Consider the following 18,967-nt stretch of genomic DNA (forward strand, 5'->3'; position numbering starts at 1 on the left):
TATAATATTTTATATTAATCCGTTATATTTTCTCAAGAACCATTCCAGTGCAAGTGTTAATGCCATAAGGGCCAATAGTACCCTGAAATCGATTAAAGATACGACATTTTGTCTGCTCTTTTGTACAGGGATAAATTGATTGGAGGTATTCAGTTTTTCTACCAAAGAATCAGTGTTGTCCAAGTAAAAAATCGCTCCATTTGCCTTTTCAGAAAGTCGCTGCAACTTCTGATAATCTGCCGAAACCGTCAACTTTTCTGGATTGAATTCGAGAATTTTAAAAGAACCTGAACGTTTGCTGTTGTCTCCCTGTTTAGCGACCGTGAAAGTGTACTCTCCAGCTGGAAAATCTGTAAGATCTGCTTCAAAATAATTGCCCTTCAACAACATTGGCAACTCCCTTGAAAAGTTGCTGTCCTTGGCATAACATTTCAATGTGACGTGTGAATTAGGGTCGAAATTGAAGCTCTCATCAAAACTATATGCCCGAATTCTGGCTTCACTTGAGTTCTCAAAAATCAATTTGTAATCCAATTCCAGTCTGCTCTTTCTACTATTGGCGGTCAAGTACACCATTAATTTTCCTATCAGCGTATCAAATTCATCAAAACTTTGTGTGTTACGATAGGTCTGGGCCCGCCATCTCCAAATATTCTCACCAAATACCACGGCTTCTTTTTTAGAAGGTTCCTTCAGAACCGCGAACAAGGGTTTATCCAGATCCACACCACGAATCCTCTGATTCACTAAAACATCGCTATCCACTTTTAGCTCAATATCACCCAAATTACTTAAGAGGGGTGGATAATTCTCCATTGAAAAATTTGAAAGCCCGAACGAACTAAATGTTGTATTCAGAACTGGCTCGATTTCCTCAGGTTGATTATAGGTTTCCTTAAAAAAACTAGTCTGCACATTGTTCAGGAAACCCCAATTGGTTTTTGTTCCCGTAAAGGTCAGCGTGCTGGCCCCACTTCTGGCCAGGTAATCATAAATAGGTTTAAATTGGCTCGTGGGCTGATATAAAATAAACACATCCGTTTCTTCTCTTTGCTCCAGAGCTTCATATGGTTTTTTAATATTGACCACACGTTGTTCATTGGACTCTATCGACTTTTTCAAAGTTCCAATATCCGGATGAAGTATCTCAGACACTATGGTAACCTTAGTTTTTTCGTCTATGACTTCAACGGCAATCTCTCTTTTATTGTTGAAAATGTTTCTTTCTGTTGCCAGGGGTTCTACCTGTACAGTGATGTTTTTAATCCCAACGGATTTTGCATCCAACAATGCATTAATAGTCTTGCTATTCCCATTTCGCGAAAAATCCAATCTCTGGCGAAACTGTATCACTCCGTTTATGGATATTGTAAGGGCTTTGGAAACCTCCCTGTCGCCATTATAATTAACAGCAACTTCAACAGGGAATTTATTTCTTAAAAAGGCATAGGTATTACTATTCACCAATCCTATGGAAACGTCCTCATATTGCGTAGTATCACCTACAACAACAGGATTAATCGAAACATTCTCCCCTAAGTTGAGAAATTCATAATCCCTTCCAAGCGTCTGATTTCCATCAGTAAACATAACAATTGCGTTAGCTCCGCTCGCGTAGATTTCGTCGATTTTTGAAAGCGCATTGGCAATGTTGGTGTTTGTTCCATTAAATCTTAACGAATCTTGCACCAATTGCGATGCAAAATTGTATTGTTCTATCTGAAAACGCTCCTTTAGATCTGGATTATCGGAAATATCCGCAATTGCATTTGAGAGTCGTTCCCTATCATCCGCATCAATGGAAGAAGAGTTATCGGCTAAGAGGACGAGGTTAGCTTTTTCCAGAAAATATTCATTATTGGTGAATTTAGGATTTATCAACAATAAGAAAGCGCCCAACAAGGTGCAAAAGCGCAGCCCTGCCAATACTTTATAGAATTGGCCCTTTCGTTTATTTTTATAGGAATATTGGTAATATACGATGACAAAAGCTGCCAGAACAGCCAAAATAATCAAGAGCACCGTACGTATTTCCATGCAGTTTTAGGTTAGCATACCACCATCAACATTCAATACTTGGCCAGTGACATATGCAGACATATCTGAAGCCAAGAACACGCATGCATTGGCCACATCCTCGGGCTGTCCTCCTCTTTTCAAAGGAATAGCATCTCTCCAACCTTGAACGGTTTTCTCGTCTAACTTATCTGTCATTTCAGTTTCGATAAACCCTGGAGCAATGGCGTTGCAACGGATGTTACGAGATCCCAATTCCAATGCCACGGACTTTGTGAAACCAATCATCCCGGCTTTGGATGCGGCGTAATTGGTTTGGCCGGCATTTCCTTTCACCCCGACAACACTACTCATATTTATGATTGACCCCTTTCGTTGTTTAAGCATGGTGCGCTGTACTGCCTTGGTCATGTTGAAAACAGATTTGAGATTGATTTCTATTACTTTGTCGAAATCTTCCTCCCCCATTCGCATCAAGAGGTTATCCTTTGTAATTCCGGCGTTGTTGATCAACACATCGATGGAGTCGAAACTTTCTAGTACCTGCTTGACAAGTTCTTCAGATTCCGAGAAGCTGGCCGCGTTACTTTTAAACGCCTTGGCTTTGACACCCATTCCCAATAATTCCTTTTCAAGTTCAAGTGCTGGAGCTTCGCTCGAGCTATAGGTAAAAGCCACATTTGCTCCATTTTGACCGAATACTTGGGCAATCCCTTTTCCAATTCCCCTGCTGGCTCCTGTGATGATTACATTCTTGCCTTCTAAAAGTTTCATAATATTCTGTGTTTGTTTGACCGGTTATCTAACCAAATATAGTTTTTTGTTTTATGTTCTGGCACAAAAAAATCCCGTATTAAACGGGATTTACAATAGATTTAACTATTGGTTATCCTATTACTTCTTTGACTTTTACACCAATTTCCGCAGGGGAATCCACGACGTGGATGCCGCACTCCCGCATGATGCGTTTTTTAGCCTGGGCGGTATCATCGCTACCACCAACAATCGCTCCTGCGTGCCCCATAGTTCTACCTGCTGGTGCAGTCTCACCTGCAATAAAACCTACAATTGGTTTATTACTTCCACTTTCTTTGTACCACTTGGCTGCATCTGCTTCCAATTGACCCCCAATCTCACCGATCATAACAACACATTCGGTTTCTGGGTCATTGATCAATAGCTCTACCGCTTTTTTGGTTGTGGTTCCGATAATTGGGTCACCACCGATTCCAATAGCTGTGGTGATCCCCAAACCTTGTCGTACTACCTGGTCGGCAGCTTCATAGGTCAAAGTACCTGACTTGGACACAATACCAACATTTCCTTTTTTGAAAACGAAGCCTGGCATAATACCCACCTTAGCTTCTTCAGGAGTGATAACACCAGGACAGTTGGGCCCAACAAGGGTGCAATCGAATTTTTTGATATAATCGTTCGCCTTTACCATATCGGCTACTGGAATACCTTCTGTAATCGTTATAATCACTTTAATGCCAGCGCTTGCCGCCTCCATAATTGCATCAGCTGCAAAGGCCGGAGGAACAAAGATTATGGTAGTATCGGCCTCTACCTTCTCAACAGCTTCATCCACGGTATTGAACACCGGTTTTCCCAAGTGTTCTTGTCCTCCCTTTCCAGGAGTAACACCTCCTACTACATTAGTCCCATATTCAATCATTTGGCTTGCATGGAAGGTACCTTCACTTCCTGTAAAACCTTGGACAATTATTTTCGAATCTTTGTTTACTAAGACGCTCATATTTTTAATTTATTAGCCACGACAAAAGTATACTATTGACACTAAAAGTTAAAGTAATTTATTAGCTATTTCCTTTTAGGGATTTTAGCAAGGACGGAAGGTTTTTTATCGCTGTGATTTCTCGCATTTTAGACCTTGCTTCTTCCGCTGGACTACCGAAATAGGTTTTCCCACCTTCCAAACTCTTTGCAACACCAGACTGTGCGTAGACTACAGCTCCTTTGCCAATGGTAATGGCACTTATCACACCTACTTGCCCCCAAAGAACAACTTCATCCTCAATGACCACGCAGCCAGCGATTCCCGTATGAGAGGCTATTTGACACTTTCTACCAATAACAGTGTCATGTCCAACCTGGATTTGGTTATCCAACTTGGTCCATTCTTTAATGGTTGTATCTCCGGTCACACCCCTATCAATAGTACAAGATGCTCCGATATCTACATTATCCTCAATGATCACACGCCCGCTGGACAGCAGTCGCTCAAAACCTTCTTCCCTTTTCTTATAATAAAATGCATCTGACCCGAGTACGGTACCACTATGGATAACAACATTATCCCCAATAATGCAATTGTCATAAATGGAGACATTGGCATGTATCAAGCAGTTTTTGCCAATTTGCACATTGTTCCCTATAAATGTATTAGGCTGAATAACTGTCCCTTCGCCTATTTTGGCTGTTTCTGCTATTGCTGAACTAGCGCTTTTAAAGGGTGAAAAAAACTGGGTTAGTTTGTTGAAATCACTAAAGGGTTCCTCTGAAATCAAAAGAGCTTTTCCTTCCGGGCACTCAACTTCCTTGTTGATAAGCACCACAGATGCTTCACATTCCAGTGCTTTATCGTAATACTTCGGATGGTCTACAAAAACGATGTCGCCTTCTTCGACAACATGGATTTCGTTCATTCCCAGCACAGGAAAGTTTTCATCCCCAACAAACTTGGAATCAATGATTTCAGCAATCTCCTTTAATGTATGGGGTTTTGGGAATTTCATTCCTTATTATTCTTTAACCCTTTCTTGGTAAGTACCTTTTTCTGTCTCCACTTTAATTTTATCCCCTTCATTGATAAAGAGCGGCACATTAATTCGAGCTCCTGTTTCAACCGTGGCAGGTTTAGTGGCGTTTGTAGCTGTATTTCCCTTCACCCCAGGTTCTGTATGTGTTACTTCCAAAATAACACTTGCGGGCATATCAACAGAAAGTGGCATACTATCCTCGGTATTGAAAAGAATGGTTACCACTTCACCTTCCTTCAATAAATCCGGAGCATCCAAAGAGCTTTTTTGCAATGAAATTTGGTTGTAATCATCGGTATTCATAAAATGAAAGGTGTCACCTTCCGCATATAAATATTGATATGATCTTGTTTCCACACGAACATCTTCTATTTTGTGTCCGGCTGAAAAGGTGTTGTCGATGACCTTTCCGGTTGTAACGCTTTTTAGTTTTGTCCGAACAAAAGCAGGGCCCTTTCCGGGTTTAACATGAAGAAACTCAACAATTTTATAAATATCATGATTGTACTTAATACACAATCCCTTTCGTATATCTGAAGTATTGGCCATAGTTTTAGTTTGAGCTGAAATAACCTTTCATAATTCCACGTTGTGAGTCCCTGATGAACTGTAAAATCTCATCACGTTCTGGAGTGGCCTCCATTTCGGCCTCAATAATTGAAGCTGCTTGGGAATTATTATAGTTTTTCTGATAAAGTATTCTGTAAATATTCTGTATTTCCCTGATTTTGTCAGCAGTAAAACCACGTCTACGCAATCCTATGGAATTGATTCCCACATACGAAAGCGGTTCCCTGGCTGCCTTTACATACGGAGGCACATCTTTTCGAACAAGGGAACCTCCTGTTACAAAAGCATGATTGCCAATGGAAACAAATTGATGCACTGCTACCATCCCGGCCAGAACCACATTTTCACCTATGGTGACATGCCCCGCCAAAGTGGAATCATTACTGAAAATACAACCATCACCTACCAAGCAGTCATGGGCAACATGACAGTAGGCCATAATCAAACAATTATTACCTATAACAGTTTTCATACGGTCGGCCGTACCTTTATTAATTGTCGCACATTCTCGAATAGTAGTATTGTTACCGATATGAACAGTGGTTTCCTCTCCTTGATATTTTAAATCCTGCGGCATCGCAGAAATTACCGCCCCTGGAAAAATATTGCAATTCTTTCCAATACGGGCACCCTCCATGATCGTAACATTGGAACCTATCCATGTCCCCTCTCCAATCGTAACATTATTATGTATGGTTGTAAAGGGTTCGATCACAACGTTTTTAGCAATCTTAGCTCCTGGGTGTACGTAAGCAAGTGGTTGATTCATATTATTCTCCCTTTACTTTAGTGATTTGTGCCATAATTTCTGCTTCGGAAACCAATCTACCATTGGCATAGGCCCTTCCCTGCATCTGGCAGATGCCTCTTCTTATCGGAGACAAAAGATCAAGTTTGAAAATCAGGGTATCTCCGGGTACCACTTGATGCTTATAACGAACATTATCTATTTTTAAAAGATAAGTAAGGTAATTTTCTGGATCTGGAACAGTGCTCAACACCAAGATTCCTCCTGTTTGCGCCATGGCTTCAATCTGAAGTACCCCAGGCATTACGGGGGCTCCTGGAAAATGTCCAACAAAAAAGGGCTCATTCATGGTCACATTCTTAAGTCCAATAACATGTTGTTCAGATAGTTCCAGAATTCTATCGACCAAAAGAAACGGTGGTCTATGGGGAAGCATGTCCATAATTTGATTAACATCCTTCACTGGGGTTGCAGCCAAGTCAACATCAGGCACATAATTCCGTCTTTCTTGCTTTACAATTTTTTGAAGTTTCTTGGCGAACTGCGTATTTACGAAATGACCAGGTTTGTTCGCAATGACCTTTCCGCGGATTCTAGTTCCGGCTAGCGCCAAATCTCCAACCACATCCAATAGTTTGTGGCGAGCCGCCTCATTCGGATGATGTAAAGTAAGGTTGTCCAAAATTCCATTGGTCTTGACGGACAATTTCTCCTTTTTGAAGGCCTTTTCCAATTTCTTCATTGTAGACTCCGAGATTTCTTTATCTACATAAACAATGGCATTGTTCAAATCTCCTCCTTTTATCAAACCATGTTCCAACAACATTTCCAGTTCATGCAAAAAACTAAATGTACGGGCATCTGCAATTTCAGTCTTGAAATCTGAAATCTTGTCCAATGAAGCATTTTGCGTTCCCAAAACCTTGGTTCCAAAATCAACCATAGTTGTAATTTGGTAGGTTTCTGATGGAATAACAGTGATTTCACTTCCCGTCGCCTCATCTTTATAGGAAATAACATCCTTAACAACGTACTCTTGCCTATCTTGCTCTTGTTCCACAATGCCCGCTTTCTCGAGGGCCTCAACAAAAAATTTAGAAGAACCATCCATGATCGGAGGTTCTGGAGCATTCAATTCAATAAGAACATTGTCAATATCCAAGCCAACCAGTGCGGCCAGAACATGTTCTGAAGTTTGGATTTTGACTCCATTTTTTTCCAAGTTTGTTCCACGTTGTGTATTGACCACATAGTTGGCATCTGCTTCAATGATGGGTTCACCCTCTAGATCAACTCTTTTAAATGCAAATCCATGGTTCTCTTTGGCCGGTACAAAAGTCATTGTGACATTTTCCCCGGTATGCAACCCTACTCCTTTTAGCGTTGCATTTTTCTTAATTGTGCGTTGTTTCGTGCTAGTTTTGCTCACCTTCGACCTTTTTTTCTATGTCGTTGATTTTGTTCACCAGTTTTGGTAAGTTTTTAAAATGAACATATGATTTGTTGTAGTCACCATAATTCAATGCAGGGGACCCTTGCAACACTTCATCGTCCTTTACATTTCGTCCAATTCCTGATTGGGCTTGTATTTTGACACGATCACCTATGGTGATATGTCCTACAATACCCACTTGGCCTCCTATTAAACAGTATTTTCCAATTTTGGTAGATCCTGCAATACCAGTTTGTGCTGCAATCGCTGTATGCTCTCCAATTTCTACATTATGGGCGATTTGAATTTGGTTGTCAAGTTTTACTCCTTTTCTAAGGATTGTTGAGCCCAAAGTGGCCCTGTCTATAGTGGTACCGGCACCCACATCGACATTATCTTCAAGAATCACATTTCCTGTTTGGGGCACCTTACTATACTCTCCATTCGAATTTGGCGTAAATCCAAAACCATCAGCTCCAATAATTGCTCCGCTGTGTACCACACATCCTTTACCTATAATTGATTCGGAGTAAATTTTGGCTCCGGCAAAGATGAGTACATCATCTCCAATGGTGACATTGTCTCCGATATATACATTAGGATATACCTTAACATCTTTTCCAATCTTTACATTGTTCCCTAAATAGGAAAACGCACCAAGATAAAACCCCTCCCCGTATTCAGCGCTTTCAGAAACAAACGATGGGTTCTCAATGCCTACTTTGTTGTTTTTTACTTGATTGTAGTATTCCAACAATTTTGAAAAGGATTTATAAGCGTCATCTACTTTGATCAAGGTTGTGGACAAGGATTGTTCTGGAACGAAATCCTTATTTACGATGGTAATGGATGCTTTAGTGGAATAGATATAAGAAGTATATTTTGGATTTGACAAAAAGGTCAAAGACCCCTTTTCTCCTTCTTCAATCTTAGATAATTTGTGAACAGCAATCTGAGGATTACCCTCAACTTCTCCCTCTAAAATTCCGGCAATTTGGGTGGCTGTAAATTTCATTTGTGCAAAAGTAACAAAATTTGTTAAACGCTTTCTTTGGGGTAACAGCAATAATATTTTGTCACTGTTTTGGAGAGGGCTTTCAGGCTTAGTTGGTCGGATTCCTTTAGTACATCGGTAACTTTTCCATTCTTTTTAAGGATTCTTACGGCCTGGGGGCCATCGCTATACGCCTTATTCGAGATCTCGCCTTGAAAAACAAAATATGAGGCTTCCGAATCAGAAATACCAAACTGGGTTACAACAGCATTTAATTTACCATCCATTTTTTCCGAAGGAATCGGTTTATTCTTGATTTTGATGAACAACAAGTTTCTGTTCAGAAGCATTTTGCAAAGCTTCGATAACACAAAATCATCATGAAATTGCCATGCTTTGATTGCACCGAGGACATCGATATCGTCAAGAAGCGCAAATTGTTTTAACGCATTGGAATCGAAAACATCTTCGCTACCATTCTTCAAAAAGGACAATAATGTTTGGCTTGCCTGTATCGTGGTTCCTTCATGTAATAAATGTCTCGCACGGCCCATAATTCGGATCAACAACTGCTCGGCCATTATTCCAGTTTTATGCAGGTATACTTGCCAATACATGAATCTTCGCGCCATCAAAAACTTTTCAACGGCATAAATCCCCTTCTCTTCTACCACCAAATTACCATCAACCACGTTCAGCATGGAAATCAAACGCTCAGAATTGATATTGCCCTCGGTGACCCCGGCGTAAAAGCTGTCTCGTTTCAGATAATCCAATCGATCCATATCCAACTGACTTGACACCAGCTGATTCATAAAAGGTTTAGCGTACTCACCTTTAAAGATTGAAATGGCAGTTTCCAGTCGTCCTTCAAATTCATTATTTAAGTCTTGCATAAACTCCAAGGACAACTTCTCATGGCTGATGTCATTTATAAAGAACCCCTCCAGCGCATGTGAAAAAGGTCCATGGCCAATATCATGCAAAAGAATAGCGCATAATAAACCTGTTTCTTCCTCTTGGTTTATCTCAATTCCCTTCCATTTAAGCACTTGGATTGCCTTAGTCATTAAGTGCATACTCCCCAAAGCATGGTGAAATCGTGTATGGTGGGCACCAGGATATACCAGGTAAGACATGCCCATCTGAGCAATTCTGCGTAGCCGCTGAAAATAGGGATGGGCGATCAGGTCAAAAATAAGTTGATTTGGAGTTCCAATAAAACCGTAAATTGGATCGTTAAATACTTTGAGCTTATTGGTGTTGGCCAAGAAAGTTAATTTTTAGTAGCACAAAGATAACCACTATATGAACAAGATCACAATTCTGTGGGTCGATGATGAAATTGACCTATTAAAACCCCATATACTTTTTCTAGAGAATAAAAATTACAAGGTAGTAACAAGCCAAAGTGGTCAGGATGCCTTGGAAGAGCTTCGCAATTCATTTTTTGATATTGTGTTTTTGGATGAAAACATGCCGGGTATATCGGGCTTGGAAACCTTGAACGAGATTAAAAAACTTGATGCCTCCATTCCCGTGGTGATGATTACCAAAAGTGAGGAAGAATATATTATGGATGAGGCCATTGGTTCCAAAATTGCCGACTATTTGATAAAGCCAGTCAATCCAAATCAGATTTTGTTGTCGCTGAAGAAAAGTCTGGACAATTCCCGTTTGGTTTCAGAAAAGACGACTGCGAACTATCAACAGGAATTCCGAAAAATTGCTATGGATCTTTCCATGGTCAACAGTCACGAAGAATGGACAGAGCTCTATAAAAAGCTTATCTATTGGGAATTACAGTTGGAAGAAATTGAAGATACAGGGATGACAGAGATTCTAGAATCCCAAAAAACTGAAGCGAATTCGCAGTTCAGTAAATTTGTTGACAAAAACTACCCAGATTGGTTTCAAGATGGTGACGGACCAACAATGTCCCATACCTTGTTTCGTAAAAAGATCCAACCGGAACTTGAAGGAAACAAGACCTTATTAGTGGTCATTGACAATCTTAGGTATGATCAGTGGTTGGCTTTCGAGGAAACACTAAGCATGCATTACAAGAAGAAGCAAGAGGGTTCCTACTACAGCATTTTACCTACCGCCACACAGTACGCGCGTAATGCCATTTTCTCTGGACTTATGCCTTTAGATATGGAAAAGAGACATCCTGATTGGTGGAAAAATGATACAGATGAAGGTGGGAAAAATTTGTTTGAAGCAGAATTTTTGGGAGCCCAGCTTAAGCGATTGGGCCTCGACCTTAAATGGGAATACCATAAGATTAGTAATTTAAGGCAAGGGAAACAACTGGCACAAAACTTTAGGTCGCAAAAGGATAATGACCTCACAGTCTTGGTCTACAATTTTGTAGATATGCTTTCCCATTCCAAAACGGAGATGGAAGTAATAAAGGAATTGGCCTCGAATGACAAAGCGTATCGTTCACTTACGTTGAGCTGGTTCAAAAATTCTCCGCTTTTGGAGATTATCCAATCGGCCCAGAACATGGGAATGAAATTAATTTTGACAACAGATCACGGCACCATCAATGTAAAACAGCCATCCAAAGTTATCGGAGATCGTGACACCAGTCTTAACTTAAGGTATAAAACAGGTAGAAGCCTTACCTATGAAAATAAAGAAGTATTAGCTGCGGAGAAACCGCAGAATATTCATCTGCCCAATATCAATTTGAGCAGTTGCTTCATTTTTGCCAAAAACGATATGTTCTTTGCCTACCCCAATAATTACAATCATTATGTAAGCTATTATAGGAATACGTATCAACATGGTGGCGTTTCTTTGGAAGAAATGATTGTTCCTTTTGTAGTTTTGGAAGCAAAATAGTTGCCCTCAATGAACTACCATAAGAAGGAACTCCAGCTTGCGGCAAAATATGTTTTGGAAAACACCCAAGGTAAAGTCCTGTGTTTTAATGGACAGATGGGTGCCGGTAAAACTACATTGATAAAATCCATGGTCCAGGAATTGGGGGGAATTGATAATGCCAACAGTCCAACTTTTGGATTGGTCAACGAATATCATGATCAAAAAGGGAATCTTTTAGCCTATCATTTTGATTTCTATAGGATTGAAAATGAAATGGAAGCTTTGGATTTGGGACTGGAAGATTATTTAAGTTCGGATGCTTGGATCTTTATTGAATGGCCAGAGAAAATTGAATCACTTTTACCTCAAGATTCGGTTTCCATTTTCTTACACTTAATCGATGAAAATACCCGTTCAATCGAGTTTAGTGTTTAATGATATTAATTACAGCTATCTTCTTTCGAGTTTCGATAAACGGCAAATCTGTCGATAAAAAGCTTTCATTTTAGGATGAAATGCAATTTTTATCGATGAAATGCATGTGGGGTAAGTAAAATTTCCTACATTTGTTATTGAAATGAATTCATTTATTAACCAAAAACTCTTTTACGATGAACACTAAAAGACTATTTTTTGGATTATTGGCTGTTGCTTTTTTGGCAATGACTGCGGTTTCTACCAATGTTATTGACATTGATGAAGATCAAACCACTGAAGTAAAAAGAGGAGATCTTAGGCAGCGTTAAGAAGTATTAAAAAATATTTCTTTAAAGAACCCCTTATGATAAGGGGTTTTTTCATGCAATAATTTTTGGCTTCTTCAGTTATTAGTGTATGCGCAGTAAAAAAAATATTCAGAAAAGGCTGATAGTTGAAGGGTTGATTACCTTATTTATAGCATTGTCGCCTGTTTTGATATATTCGTACAAATACTCTCCTAATGATACTGAGGTATTGGATTTGTTTCTCTTTGAGATCACATCCAATGGATTTGCCGACGCAAGAACTGCACTTTGGTTTTACCTCCAAAAAATAATCCCTTTGTTTTTGTTGGTCATTTGGTTTGTCACCAATAAACAATGGTGGTATCACGCTATATTGATTCCTATTGCCATGTATGGGTTTCAACTATACTCCGCAATTGCTACGGAATCAGATTTGGATGAAAATGAAATTTTGTATGTCATCGCTGTCACTATGGTAATAGTACCTATTGTATATTTCATTAGGGTAAAGTTATTTGACAAACATGTACATGGTATTGATTTGGATGCTATGGATACCGAACTCCAAATCTTAAAAGAAAAAGAAGAACTCCGAAAAGAACGGGAGAAACTGGAGCAGCGCCAACAAACCCTTGCAAAAAAAATGTAAATTTGTCCTTGTAGGCTAGGGACTACAAACAGATTTACATTATATGAATCAACCATCCTCTCCTTTTAGTAAGCAGCAACTTTTACCCCAAGAAGAAACTCTAGAGATCCTAAAGCAAAAAGGAGAACTCTTTATTGGTATCCCAAAGGAAAATCAATATCAAGAAAAACGAATTTGTCTTACTCCTGATGCGGTCAATGCGATTACCGCCCATGGACATCGTGTTCTAATTGAATCCGGAGCTGGAGAAGGGGCCAATTTTTCAGATGCAGATTATACCAATGCCGGTGGAGAAATTACACGGGATACTAAAAAAGTATTTTCATGTCCGCTCATTCTTAAAGTGGAACCTCCTACCCTTTCAGAAATTGATTTGTTGAATCCCCAGACAACAGTTATTTCGGCACTACAAATTAAAACGCAGAGCAAGGAGTACTTCGAAGGTATGGCCAAAAAACGTTTGACTGCCATTGCTTTCGAATACATTCGTGATGAAGATGGCAAATATCCCGCCGTCCGCTCGTTAAGTGAAATTGCTGGAATTTCATCCATCCTTGTGGCTTCTGAATTGATGGCAACTACGAACAAAGGAAATGGATTGATGTTTGGAAACATCAGTGGCGTCCCTCCGGTTGAAGTTGTTATTATTGGAGCCGGAACTGTGGGTGAGTTTGCCGCTCGGTCCGCTTTGGGACTTGGTGCCAACATCAAAGTATTTGATAACTCTATCACCAAGCTAAGAAATATACAGACCAATCTGAACCAGACGGTTTACACCTCTACCATCCAACCCAAAAATTTATTGAAGGCCTTAAAGCGGTGTGATGTTGCCATTGGAGCGACCCGAGGAAAAGACCGCTCCCCTGTTGTGGTTTCCAGCACCATGGTCGAAAACATGAAAAAGGGTGCAGTCATCATCGACGTAAGTATTGACATGGGCGGATGTTTTGAAACTTCGGAGGTCACCAGTCATGATAAACCCACTATAGAAAAGTTTGATGTAATTCATTACGGTGTCCCAAATATCCCATCACGATATCCAAGAACATCATCCATTTCCATCAGCAATATTTTTACACCTTATCTTTTGAAACTCGGCGAAGATGGTGGATTGGAAAATTCTTTGCGATTTGACAAGGGGCTGCGAAACGGTCTGTACATGTACCACGGCATATTGACCAATAAATCTGTTGGTGATTGGTTCGGACTCACCTACAACGATATTAATTTTCTTATTTTTTAACAACGAATGGCATTTTTGAAACGCTTGGGATGGTATCTGGTTGGACTGTCCATTGGAATTATTTTTCTTGTTTTCTTTCTAAAGAAGAAATCTGGTGAAAACGGAATCGAGTTTTGCTACTTTCCCAATTGCAGGGTATTGAAAGATATGCGGTCAAAACCAATAATCTTTTCAGAGGATTTTAATCAAGAAAAGGATACACTTCTAATACAGTCCTTTTTAAATGATGGCGATATCGATTTTGGAAAGAGCAACACTAAATCCAAACCCTGTAAAACTTACCTTATTTCGAACAGGGTTGATGAAAAGAGTTTGGTTTTGAAAGTCAAAAACTGCTCTGAAAATATTGTGATTGAGACCATCGCACATAACGAATAGCATCAAAAATTAGTTTTGACGGTTACAGATTAGCTCCTTTTACAGAAAAGTCTATTATTTCCATATTTTACTTGCTTTATACCTAAGATTTTCATTAAACTTATTGATGATTTGTCACCAATAGTTGTAAGTAAATGCAACCACTTCAATTTCTCCGCTTCTTATATTTCTTTGGACTCAGCTGTTCAACTAACTTTTGCTTTTCACAAGCAACTCTTGCTGAAACTCCCAAAGAGTTGAGTTATGAAGAAATGTATGATATCTACAGATACGAAGGAAAAAGATATTTCCATGAAATATTTCCACTGCATCTAGCCAAAGCCAAAAGAGAGAAGGATACAATACAATGGGCCACCGCCCATCGCTATAGGTCCTGGGATTTTGATTCTATGGAAATGGCTTTGAAAAGTCTTGATACCGCAGTTTCAATAATTAAGCAATACAAAACAATTGACCAAACAACCTTAGACAGTACTATGGCTTCAATTCACTATGCCAGATCTGCTGTTTTTCACTATAATGATTTGGATGAAAAAGTAGTACAAGAACTGTTAAAGAGTTTGCACTTGTCCAAAAGAAGCAATAGAATAGGTTTGATGGTTAACACGCTTTGTCATTTAGCATACTTAAAGGCTGCTTATGGTGAAGAAATTGAGGGTATACAACTTCAACGAAAAACACTGGAGTTTGTAAGAAAACGTCATAAGCATCCAGAGTATGAGTCTTTGTATTTGGAGTGCACTTTTAATTTGGGGTATTGTTATTTGTTTGCTGCAAAACTAGATTCAGCAGGTACTTATATAAACAAATCCATAGAACTTGCAGATGAATTGGGGGATAAATTTTATAATCCAGAAGATTTAGCCGTGTTGAAAGCTCAATTGGATTATTATGAAGATAATTTTGAAAAGGCCAGGGATAGTTTGACCAAGTATGCGAAAATGGAATCTGGAACCACCAAAGCAGACAGGTATTATTATTTGGGAATGATCGAAGGCAAACTAGGGCATAATCCTGAAAAAATGGAATACTTCAGTTCAATCGATAGTATAATGAAGGCCTTCAATTACCCATTGATCGATAACATAAACGAGGTGTACCAATTTCTTTTAAAGGATGCTATTATCCAGCGAAATGAGCAAAAAGAGCGAGAGTATCTGGACATACTGGTACACTATGACAGTCTTCTAACAAGAACCCAAAATCGTCTCGAAGAAATTACCCTAAAAGAATTGGATGTTCCTTTACAAGAAGAAGAGACCTCGATATTACATGGTGTGATTTCATCCAAAAACAAACTCATCCAGCTGTTTTATTTTCTACTGGCTCTGTCCCTATTTGGTCTATCAAGTTATTATCTAAAATATAAAAGCACTAAAAACCGGCTCGTATATGCAATGAATCATCCTGTAAAAGTAAATACTAGAAACGATTCAGATCTTTCGGCTCCACCTGTAAAGGAAATTGAAAAGAGCGTGCTTCAAAGCATATTGGAGAAACTAGATCAGTGGGAATCCCAGAAGAAGTTTTTGAATCATGCTGTAAGCCAGCAATCGTTGGCAAAGAACTTGGGTACCAACAGTGCTTATCTCTCCCAAGCTATCAACCATCACAAGGGCCAGAATTTTGCTAGCTACCTTAAAGATCTAAGGATCACCTATGCCATTAATAATTTAAAAGAGAATCCTATATTGGCCAATACCTATTCTATGGTGCAAATCGCCGAAATGTACGGTTTCAATTCCATAACCGTGTTCAACAAAGCGCTCAAATCAAAAATTGGAGTAACACCGGGAGCTTTCCTACGAGAGCTTTCAAAAGCTTCTTAGTTTCACAAATCCAGTTTTCTTCTTTCCTTCTCCTTTTGCAATAATGAAAGTTCTCTTGTAGTTTGTCCAGCAACAGAAGTATTTTCTTCAGCGCGCCGAATCAAATAAGGCATAACATCCTTTACCGGACCATAAGGCACATATTTGGCCGCATTGTACTTTTCAGCTGTAAGATTATAGGTGATATGATCACTCATTCCATAGAGTTGACCAAACCAAATATTGGGTTCATCATGAGCCACGCCCTTCGCTTCCATTTGTCTGATCAGCTTTAGACAGCTTTCCTCATTATGGGTTCCGGCAAAAATGGAAATGACATCCAAGTGCTCCATCATAAATGTGATAGCTGAATCAAAGTTCTCATCCGTAGCTTTTTTAGATGGACAGATCGGGCTTTTATATCCCAATTCCTCAGCTCTGTCATTTTCCTTTTCCATGTAGGCACCCCGAACCACTTTAAGTCCAATTTTAAATCCTTCTGATTTGGCGTTGTCCAGTATCTTTTTTAGATAGTCCATTCGATCCCAACGATACATCTGAAGGGTATTAAAGACAATGGTATTTTCGGTATTGTACTTCCGCATCATATCCAAAACAATGGCATCTGCAGCATCTTGCATCCAACTTTCCTCAGCGTCAATAAGCAATGCCACTTGAAGTTTGTGGGCTTTTTTACAGACCTGGTCATAGCGATCTACTACCCTAGCCCACTCCATGGACTCTTTTTCATTCAATTTTTCTCCAGCGCTCACTTTTTCATACAGTTCAAAACGTCCAAAACCTGTAGGTTTAAAAACTGCGAACGGGATAGCATCTTTCTCCTTTACAAAATCCAGGACATTCAATGTCTTCTTCAAAGCAAAATCAAACTGGTCTTCCACCTCTTTCCCCTCAACTGAATAATCCAAAATTGAACAGACACCTCTTTCGAACATTTTATCTATAATCGGCAAACAATCCTCTTCATTCACTCCTCCGCAGAAATGATCAAATACGGTTGCTCTTATCAAACCTTCTATGGGTAAATGGGCCTTAAGCGCAAAGTTTGTGACTGCGGTGCCAATTTTAACCAAAGGTTCGTTGGCGATCAACTTGAAAAGAAAGTAAGCGCGCTCTAGCTCGGAGTCCGTTTTTAGCTGAAATGCGGTTGCGGTATTCTCAAAATTTGGATGCATTATTAGGAATCTTTTAAAGATTCAAATATAAGTCGGACTTTGGGAAGATTATCTATTAAAATAGTCTTTATTTTGCAGTGCAAACCAAATTATGGAATCAATCAAATCACACGCTTACGAAGTACATATGGAGGAACTGGCAGAAGCTTCACTGAAACAGCATATTGCCAAAAGTGATTACTCTAAAGTCTTCGTTTTAGTCGATGAAAATACCAAGGAACACTGCCTTTCCAAACTCATTGGCAAGTTGGGACAGCAACCTGATGATATTTTCGAGATAAAAGCTGGTGAAGTCCATAAACACATTGGTACCTGCTCCTTGGTATGGCAATGGTTGTCTGATCAAGGTGGAGACAGAAAAAGTCTTTTGCTCAATCTGGGCGGTGGAGTACTAACGGATCTTGGTGGTTTTGTCGCATCTACGTTTAAAAGGGGCATAGATTTTATCAACATACCCACCACCCTTCTGGCAATGGTCGATGCTTCCATTGGTGGGAAAACAGGTGTTGACCTGGGGGCACTGAAAAACCAAATTGGGGTGATCAATCAACCTCAAATGGTGTTGGTTTTTCCTGAATTTTTGCAAACACTTGAGCCCAGGCAGGTCAAGAGTGGCTTTGCCGAAATGCTAAAGCACGGTCTTATTGTCGATGCAGAATACTGGAAAGGGTTACGCACCGCGGATAACTTTGCGGACGCAAAATGTATTAAAACATCTATTGCCATTAAAAATGATGTGGTAAGTCAAGACCCCACTGAACAGGGTCTCCGAAAGATTCTAAACTTTGGACATACCTTGGGCCATGCAATAGAATCATATTTTCTCGAGAGTATGGACAAACCCACCTTACTGCATGGTGAAGCGATTGCGGTTGGGATGATTCTTGAAGGATATCTTTCGCATGAGCTTAAAGGATTGTCAAAATTGTCGCTCCAAGAAATAAAAGACACTTTTCTAGCGCACTTTAATCGCGTGGAGTTCGATTCGAATGATATAAAGGCCATTTTGGAACTTTTGGTCTATGACAAAAAGAACTCCCATGGCGATGTCAACTTTGTTTTGTTGCAAGCTATTGGAAATGCCGTTACCGACGTCAGGGTTCCAGAAAATCTTTTTGAAAAAGCATTTGCTTACTACAAAGAATAACGGGTACATATACTAAAATGTATCGTTTACAACTCTTTACACCTATCGGTTTTAAAAATTTATAGATTAGGATAAGAAATCAAAAACCTAATCTACCATGAAACGAATCCTGATCGATTACAAAAAGCTCGACCACGATGTGGCTGCAGTTCTTATTGATTCTTACCCCTATGGTTATGGGGATGAGGACATTATCACCTTGAAAAAACCAAATGGTGAAATCATAGAAGCTGTTGAAGTAAAAACCAACGATGCCATTTATTTGGTAAAAATCAGTAAAAGCCTTTCCAACTTTATTTCCAATTTTGAGGCAACTATTGAAAAGGAACTGGACAAATCCTCTGAAGCGGAAGCAGTATTAGGCGCCGAAGAAAATCCTGCACCCAATCCGGACATGGAATCTGAAAACGACGCTGAAAACGACGACTTATAGTAAAAAACTA

Annotated in this window: 19 protein-coding genes; 9 read left to right on the top strand and 10 right to left on the bottom strand. The window is 39.5% G+C overall.

The features are described from left to right. Positions 1 to 9 precede the first annotated feature (9 nt). From ACULLH_RS13095 to ACULLH_RS13135, 9 genes are all read right to left on the bottom strand, one after another. Complete coding sequence (locus ACULLH_RS13095) at positions 10 to 2,037, bottom strand: VWA domain-containing protein (protein ID WP_454089204.1); 2,028 nt, start codon at positions 2,035 to 2,037, stop codon at positions 10 to 12. 6 nt (positions 2,038 to 2,043) lie between these two features. Then, entirely contained in the window at positions 2,044 to 2,790 is a 747-nt protein-coding gene (gene fabG / locus ACULLH_RS13100; RefSeq protein ID WP_454089205.1) for a 3-oxoacyl-[acyl-carrier-protein] reductase, read from the bottom strand. A 112-nt stretch (positions 2,791 to 2,902) separates the two neighbouring features. Beyond that, the gene (gene sucD, locus ACULLH_RS13105; protein ID WP_454089206.1) at positions 2,903 to 3,775 is read right to left on the bottom strand and encodes a succinate--CoA ligase subunit alpha; all 873 of its coding nucleotides are present in this window, start codon (positions 3,773 to 3,775) and stop codon (positions 2,903 to 2,905) included. 61 nt (positions 3,776 to 3,836) lie between these two features. Continuing rightward, positions 3,837 to 4,775: a UDP-3-O-(3-hydroxymyristoyl)glucosamine N-acyltransferase gene (locus ACULLH_RS13110; protein WP_454089207.1), complete on the bottom strand. Its 939-nt coding sequence runs from the start codon at positions 4,773 to 4,775 to the stop codon at positions 3,837 to 3,839. A 6-nt stretch (positions 4,776 to 4,781) separates the two neighbouring features. Further along, entirely contained in the window at positions 4,782 to 5,348 is a 567-nt protein-coding gene (gene efp / locus ACULLH_RS13115; protein ID WP_454089208.1) for an elongation factor P, read from the bottom strand. A gap of 4 nt (positions 5,349 to 5,352) precedes the next feature. Continuing rightward, complete coding sequence (gene lpxA / locus ACULLH_RS13120) at positions 5,353 to 6,138, bottom strand: acyl-ACP--UDP-N-acetylglucosamine O-acyltransferase (protein ID WP_454089209.1); 786 nt, start codon at positions 6,136 to 6,138, stop codon at positions 5,353 to 5,355. 1 nt (position 6,139) lies between these two features. Continuing rightward, positions 6,140 to 7,546, bottom strand: a complete 1,407-nt coding sequence (locus ACULLH_RS13125) for a bifunctional UDP-3-O-[3-hydroxymyristoyl] N-acetylglucosamine deacetylase/3-hydroxyacyl-ACP dehydratase (protein WP_454089210.1) — start codon at positions 7,544 to 7,546, stop codon at positions 6,140 to 6,142. Then, entirely contained in the window at positions 7,533 to 8,564 is a 1,032-nt protein-coding gene (gene lpxD / locus ACULLH_RS13130; protein WP_454089211.1) for a UDP-3-O-(3-hydroxymyristoyl)glucosamine N-acyltransferase, read from the bottom strand. The genes ACULLH_RS13125 and lpxD overlap by 14 nt, the downstream gene beginning before the upstream one ends. A 23-nt stretch (positions 8,565 to 8,587) precedes the next feature. Next, on the bottom strand, positions 8,588 to 9,814 hold the full coding sequence (locus ACULLH_RS13135) for an HD domain-containing protein (protein ID WP_454089212.1): 1,227 nt from the start codon (positions 9,812 to 9,814) through the stop codon (positions 8,588 to 8,590). A gap of 37 nt (positions 9,815 to 9,851) precedes the next feature. On the opposite strand from ACULLH_RS13135, the gene porX reads away from it, so the two are divergent. The 7 genes from porX to ACULLH_RS13170 all read left to right on the top strand — a co-directional run bounded on the left by porX (position 9,852) and on the right by ACULLH_RS13170 (position 16,202). After that, positions 9,852 to 11,396 carry a T9SS response regulator signal transducer PorX gene (gene porX, locus ACULLH_RS13140; RefSeq protein WP_454089213.1) on the top strand — a complete coding sequence of 515 codons (1,545 nt, stop codon included), beginning with the start codon at positions 9,852 to 9,854 and terminating at the stop codon, positions 11,394 to 11,396. Positions 11,397 to 11,405: 9 nt separating this feature from the next. Then, complete coding sequence (gene tsaE / locus ACULLH_RS13145) at positions 11,406 to 11,813, top strand: tRNA (adenosine(37)-N6)-threonylcarbamoyltransferase complex ATPase subunit type 1 TsaE (RefSeq protein WP_454089214.1); 408 nt, start codon at positions 11,406 to 11,408, stop codon at positions 11,811 to 11,813. A 176-nt stretch (positions 11,814 to 11,989) separates the two neighbouring features. Continuing rightward, a complete protein-coding gene (locus ACULLH_RS13150) occupies positions 11,990 to 12,124 on the top strand; it encodes a hypothetical protein (RefSeq protein ID WP_454089215.1) in 135 nt (44 codons plus the stop codon). 88 nt (positions 12,125 to 12,212) lie between these two features. Further along, positions 12,213 to 12,752 (top strand): hypothetical protein, encoded by a 540-nt coding sequence (locus ACULLH_RS13155; protein ID WP_454089216.1) that lies wholly within the window; start codon positions 12,213 to 12,215, stop codon positions 12,750 to 12,752. A gap of 43 nt (positions 12,753 to 12,795) precedes the next feature. Next, positions 12,796 to 13,995, top strand: a complete 1,200-nt coding sequence (locus tag ACULLH_RS13160; protein WP_454089217.1) for an alanine dehydrogenase — start codon at positions 12,796 to 12,798, stop codon at positions 13,993 to 13,995. Between the two features lie 6 nt (positions 13,996 to 14,001). Continuing rightward, complete coding sequence (locus tag ACULLH_RS13165) at positions 14,002 to 14,373, top strand: DUF4258 domain-containing protein (protein WP_454089218.1); 372 nt, start codon at positions 14,002 to 14,004, stop codon at positions 14,371 to 14,373. Positions 14,374 to 14,609: 236 nt separating this feature from the next. Then, positions 14,610 to 16,202: a helix-turn-helix domain-containing protein gene (locus ACULLH_RS13170; protein ID WP_454089219.1), complete on the top strand. Its 1,593-nt coding sequence runs from the start codon at positions 14,610 to 14,612 to the stop codon at positions 16,200 to 16,202. 2 nt (positions 16,203 to 16,204) lie between these two features. On the opposite strand, the gene ACULLH_RS13175 is transcribed toward ACULLH_RS13170, so the two are convergent. Beyond that, complete coding sequence (locus tag ACULLH_RS13175) at positions 16,205 to 17,377, bottom strand: proline dehydrogenase family protein (protein WP_454089220.1); 1,173 nt, start codon at positions 17,375 to 17,377, stop codon at positions 16,205 to 16,207. Between the two features lie 91 nt (positions 17,378 to 17,468). Here ACULLH_RS13175 and aroB point away from each other — a divergent pair, with 91 nt between their 5' ends. Both aroB and ACULLH_RS13185 read left to right on the top strand, forming a co-directional pair. Continuing rightward, positions 17,469 to 18,524 carry a 3-dehydroquinate synthase gene (gene aroB, locus ACULLH_RS13180; RefSeq protein WP_454089221.1) on the top strand — a complete coding sequence of 352 codons (1,056 nt, stop codon included), beginning with the start codon at positions 17,469 to 17,471 and terminating at the stop codon, positions 18,522 to 18,524. Positions 18,525 to 18,621: 97 nt separating this feature from the next. Next, on the top strand, positions 18,622 to 18,957 hold the full coding sequence (locus ACULLH_RS13185; RefSeq protein ID WP_454089222.1) for a hypothetical protein: 336 nt from the start codon (positions 18,622 to 18,624) through the stop codon (positions 18,955 to 18,957). The last annotated feature ends 10 nt before the right edge of the window (positions 18,958 to 18,967 follow it).

The sequence above is a fragment of the Flagellimonas sp. 2504JD4-2 genome (assembly GCF_053642935.1).

Bases quoted from the DNA above. Each gene is read 5' to 3' on its own strand.
- aroB (WP_454089221.1), top strand. From the start codon at position 17,469: ATGGAATCAATCAAATCACACGCTTACGAAGTACATATGGAGGAACTG.
- ACULLH_RS13095 (WP_454089204.1), bottom strand. From the start codon at position 2,037: ATGGAAATACGTACGGTGCTCTTGATTATTTTGGCTGTTCTGGCAGCT.
- ACULLH_RS13150 (WP_454089215.1), top strand. From the start codon at position 11,990: ATGAACACTAAAAGACTATTTTTTGGATTATTGGCTGTTGCTTTTTTG.
- ACULLH_RS13160 (WP_454089217.1), top strand. From the start codon at position 12,796: ATGAATCAACCATCCTCTCCTTTTAGTAAGCAGCAACTTTTACCCCAA.
- ACULLH_RS13185 (WP_454089222.1), top strand. From the start codon at position 18,622: ATGAAACGAATCCTGATCGATTACAAAAAGCTCGACCACGATGTGGCT.
- ACULLH_RS13110 (WP_454089207.1), bottom strand. From the start codon at position 4,775: ATGAAATTCCCAAAACCCCATACATTAAAGGAGATTGCTGAAATCATT.
- fabG (WP_454089205.1), bottom strand. From the start codon at position 2,790: ATGAAACTTTTAGAAGGCAAGAATGTAATCATCACAGGAGCCAGCAGG.
- ACULLH_RS13155 (WP_454089216.1), top strand. From the start codon at position 12,213: ATGCGCAGTAAAAAAAATATTCAGAAAAGGCTGATAGTTGAAGGGTTG.
- lpxA (WP_454089209.1), bottom strand. From the start codon at position 6,138: ATGAATCAACCACTTGCTTACGTACACCCAGGAGCTAAGATTGCTAAA.
- lpxD (WP_454089211.1), bottom strand. From the start codon at position 8,564: ATGAAATTTACAGCCACCCAAATTGCCGGAATTTTAGAGGGAGAAGTT.
- ACULLH_RS13165 (WP_454089218.1), top strand. From the start codon at position 14,002: ATGGCATTTTTGAAACGCTTGGGATGGTATCTGGTTGGACTGTCCATT.
- tsaE (WP_454089214.1), top strand. From the start codon at position 11,406: ATGAACTACCATAAGAAGGAACTCCAGCTTGCGGCAAAATATGTTTTG.
- efp (WP_454089208.1), bottom strand. From the start codon at position 5,348: ATGGCCAATACTTCAGATATACGAAAGGGATTGTGTATTAAGTACAAT.
- porX (WP_454089213.1), top strand. From the start codon at position 9,852: ATGAACAAGATCACAATTCTGTGGGTCGATGATGAAATTGACCTATTA.
- sucD (WP_454089206.1), bottom strand. From the start codon at position 3,775: ATGAGCGTCTTAGTAAACAAAGATTCGAAAATAATTGTCCAAGGTTTT.
- ACULLH_RS13175 (WP_454089220.1), bottom strand. From the start codon at position 17,377: ATGCATCCAAATTTTGAGAATACCGCAACCGCATTTCAGCTAAAAACG.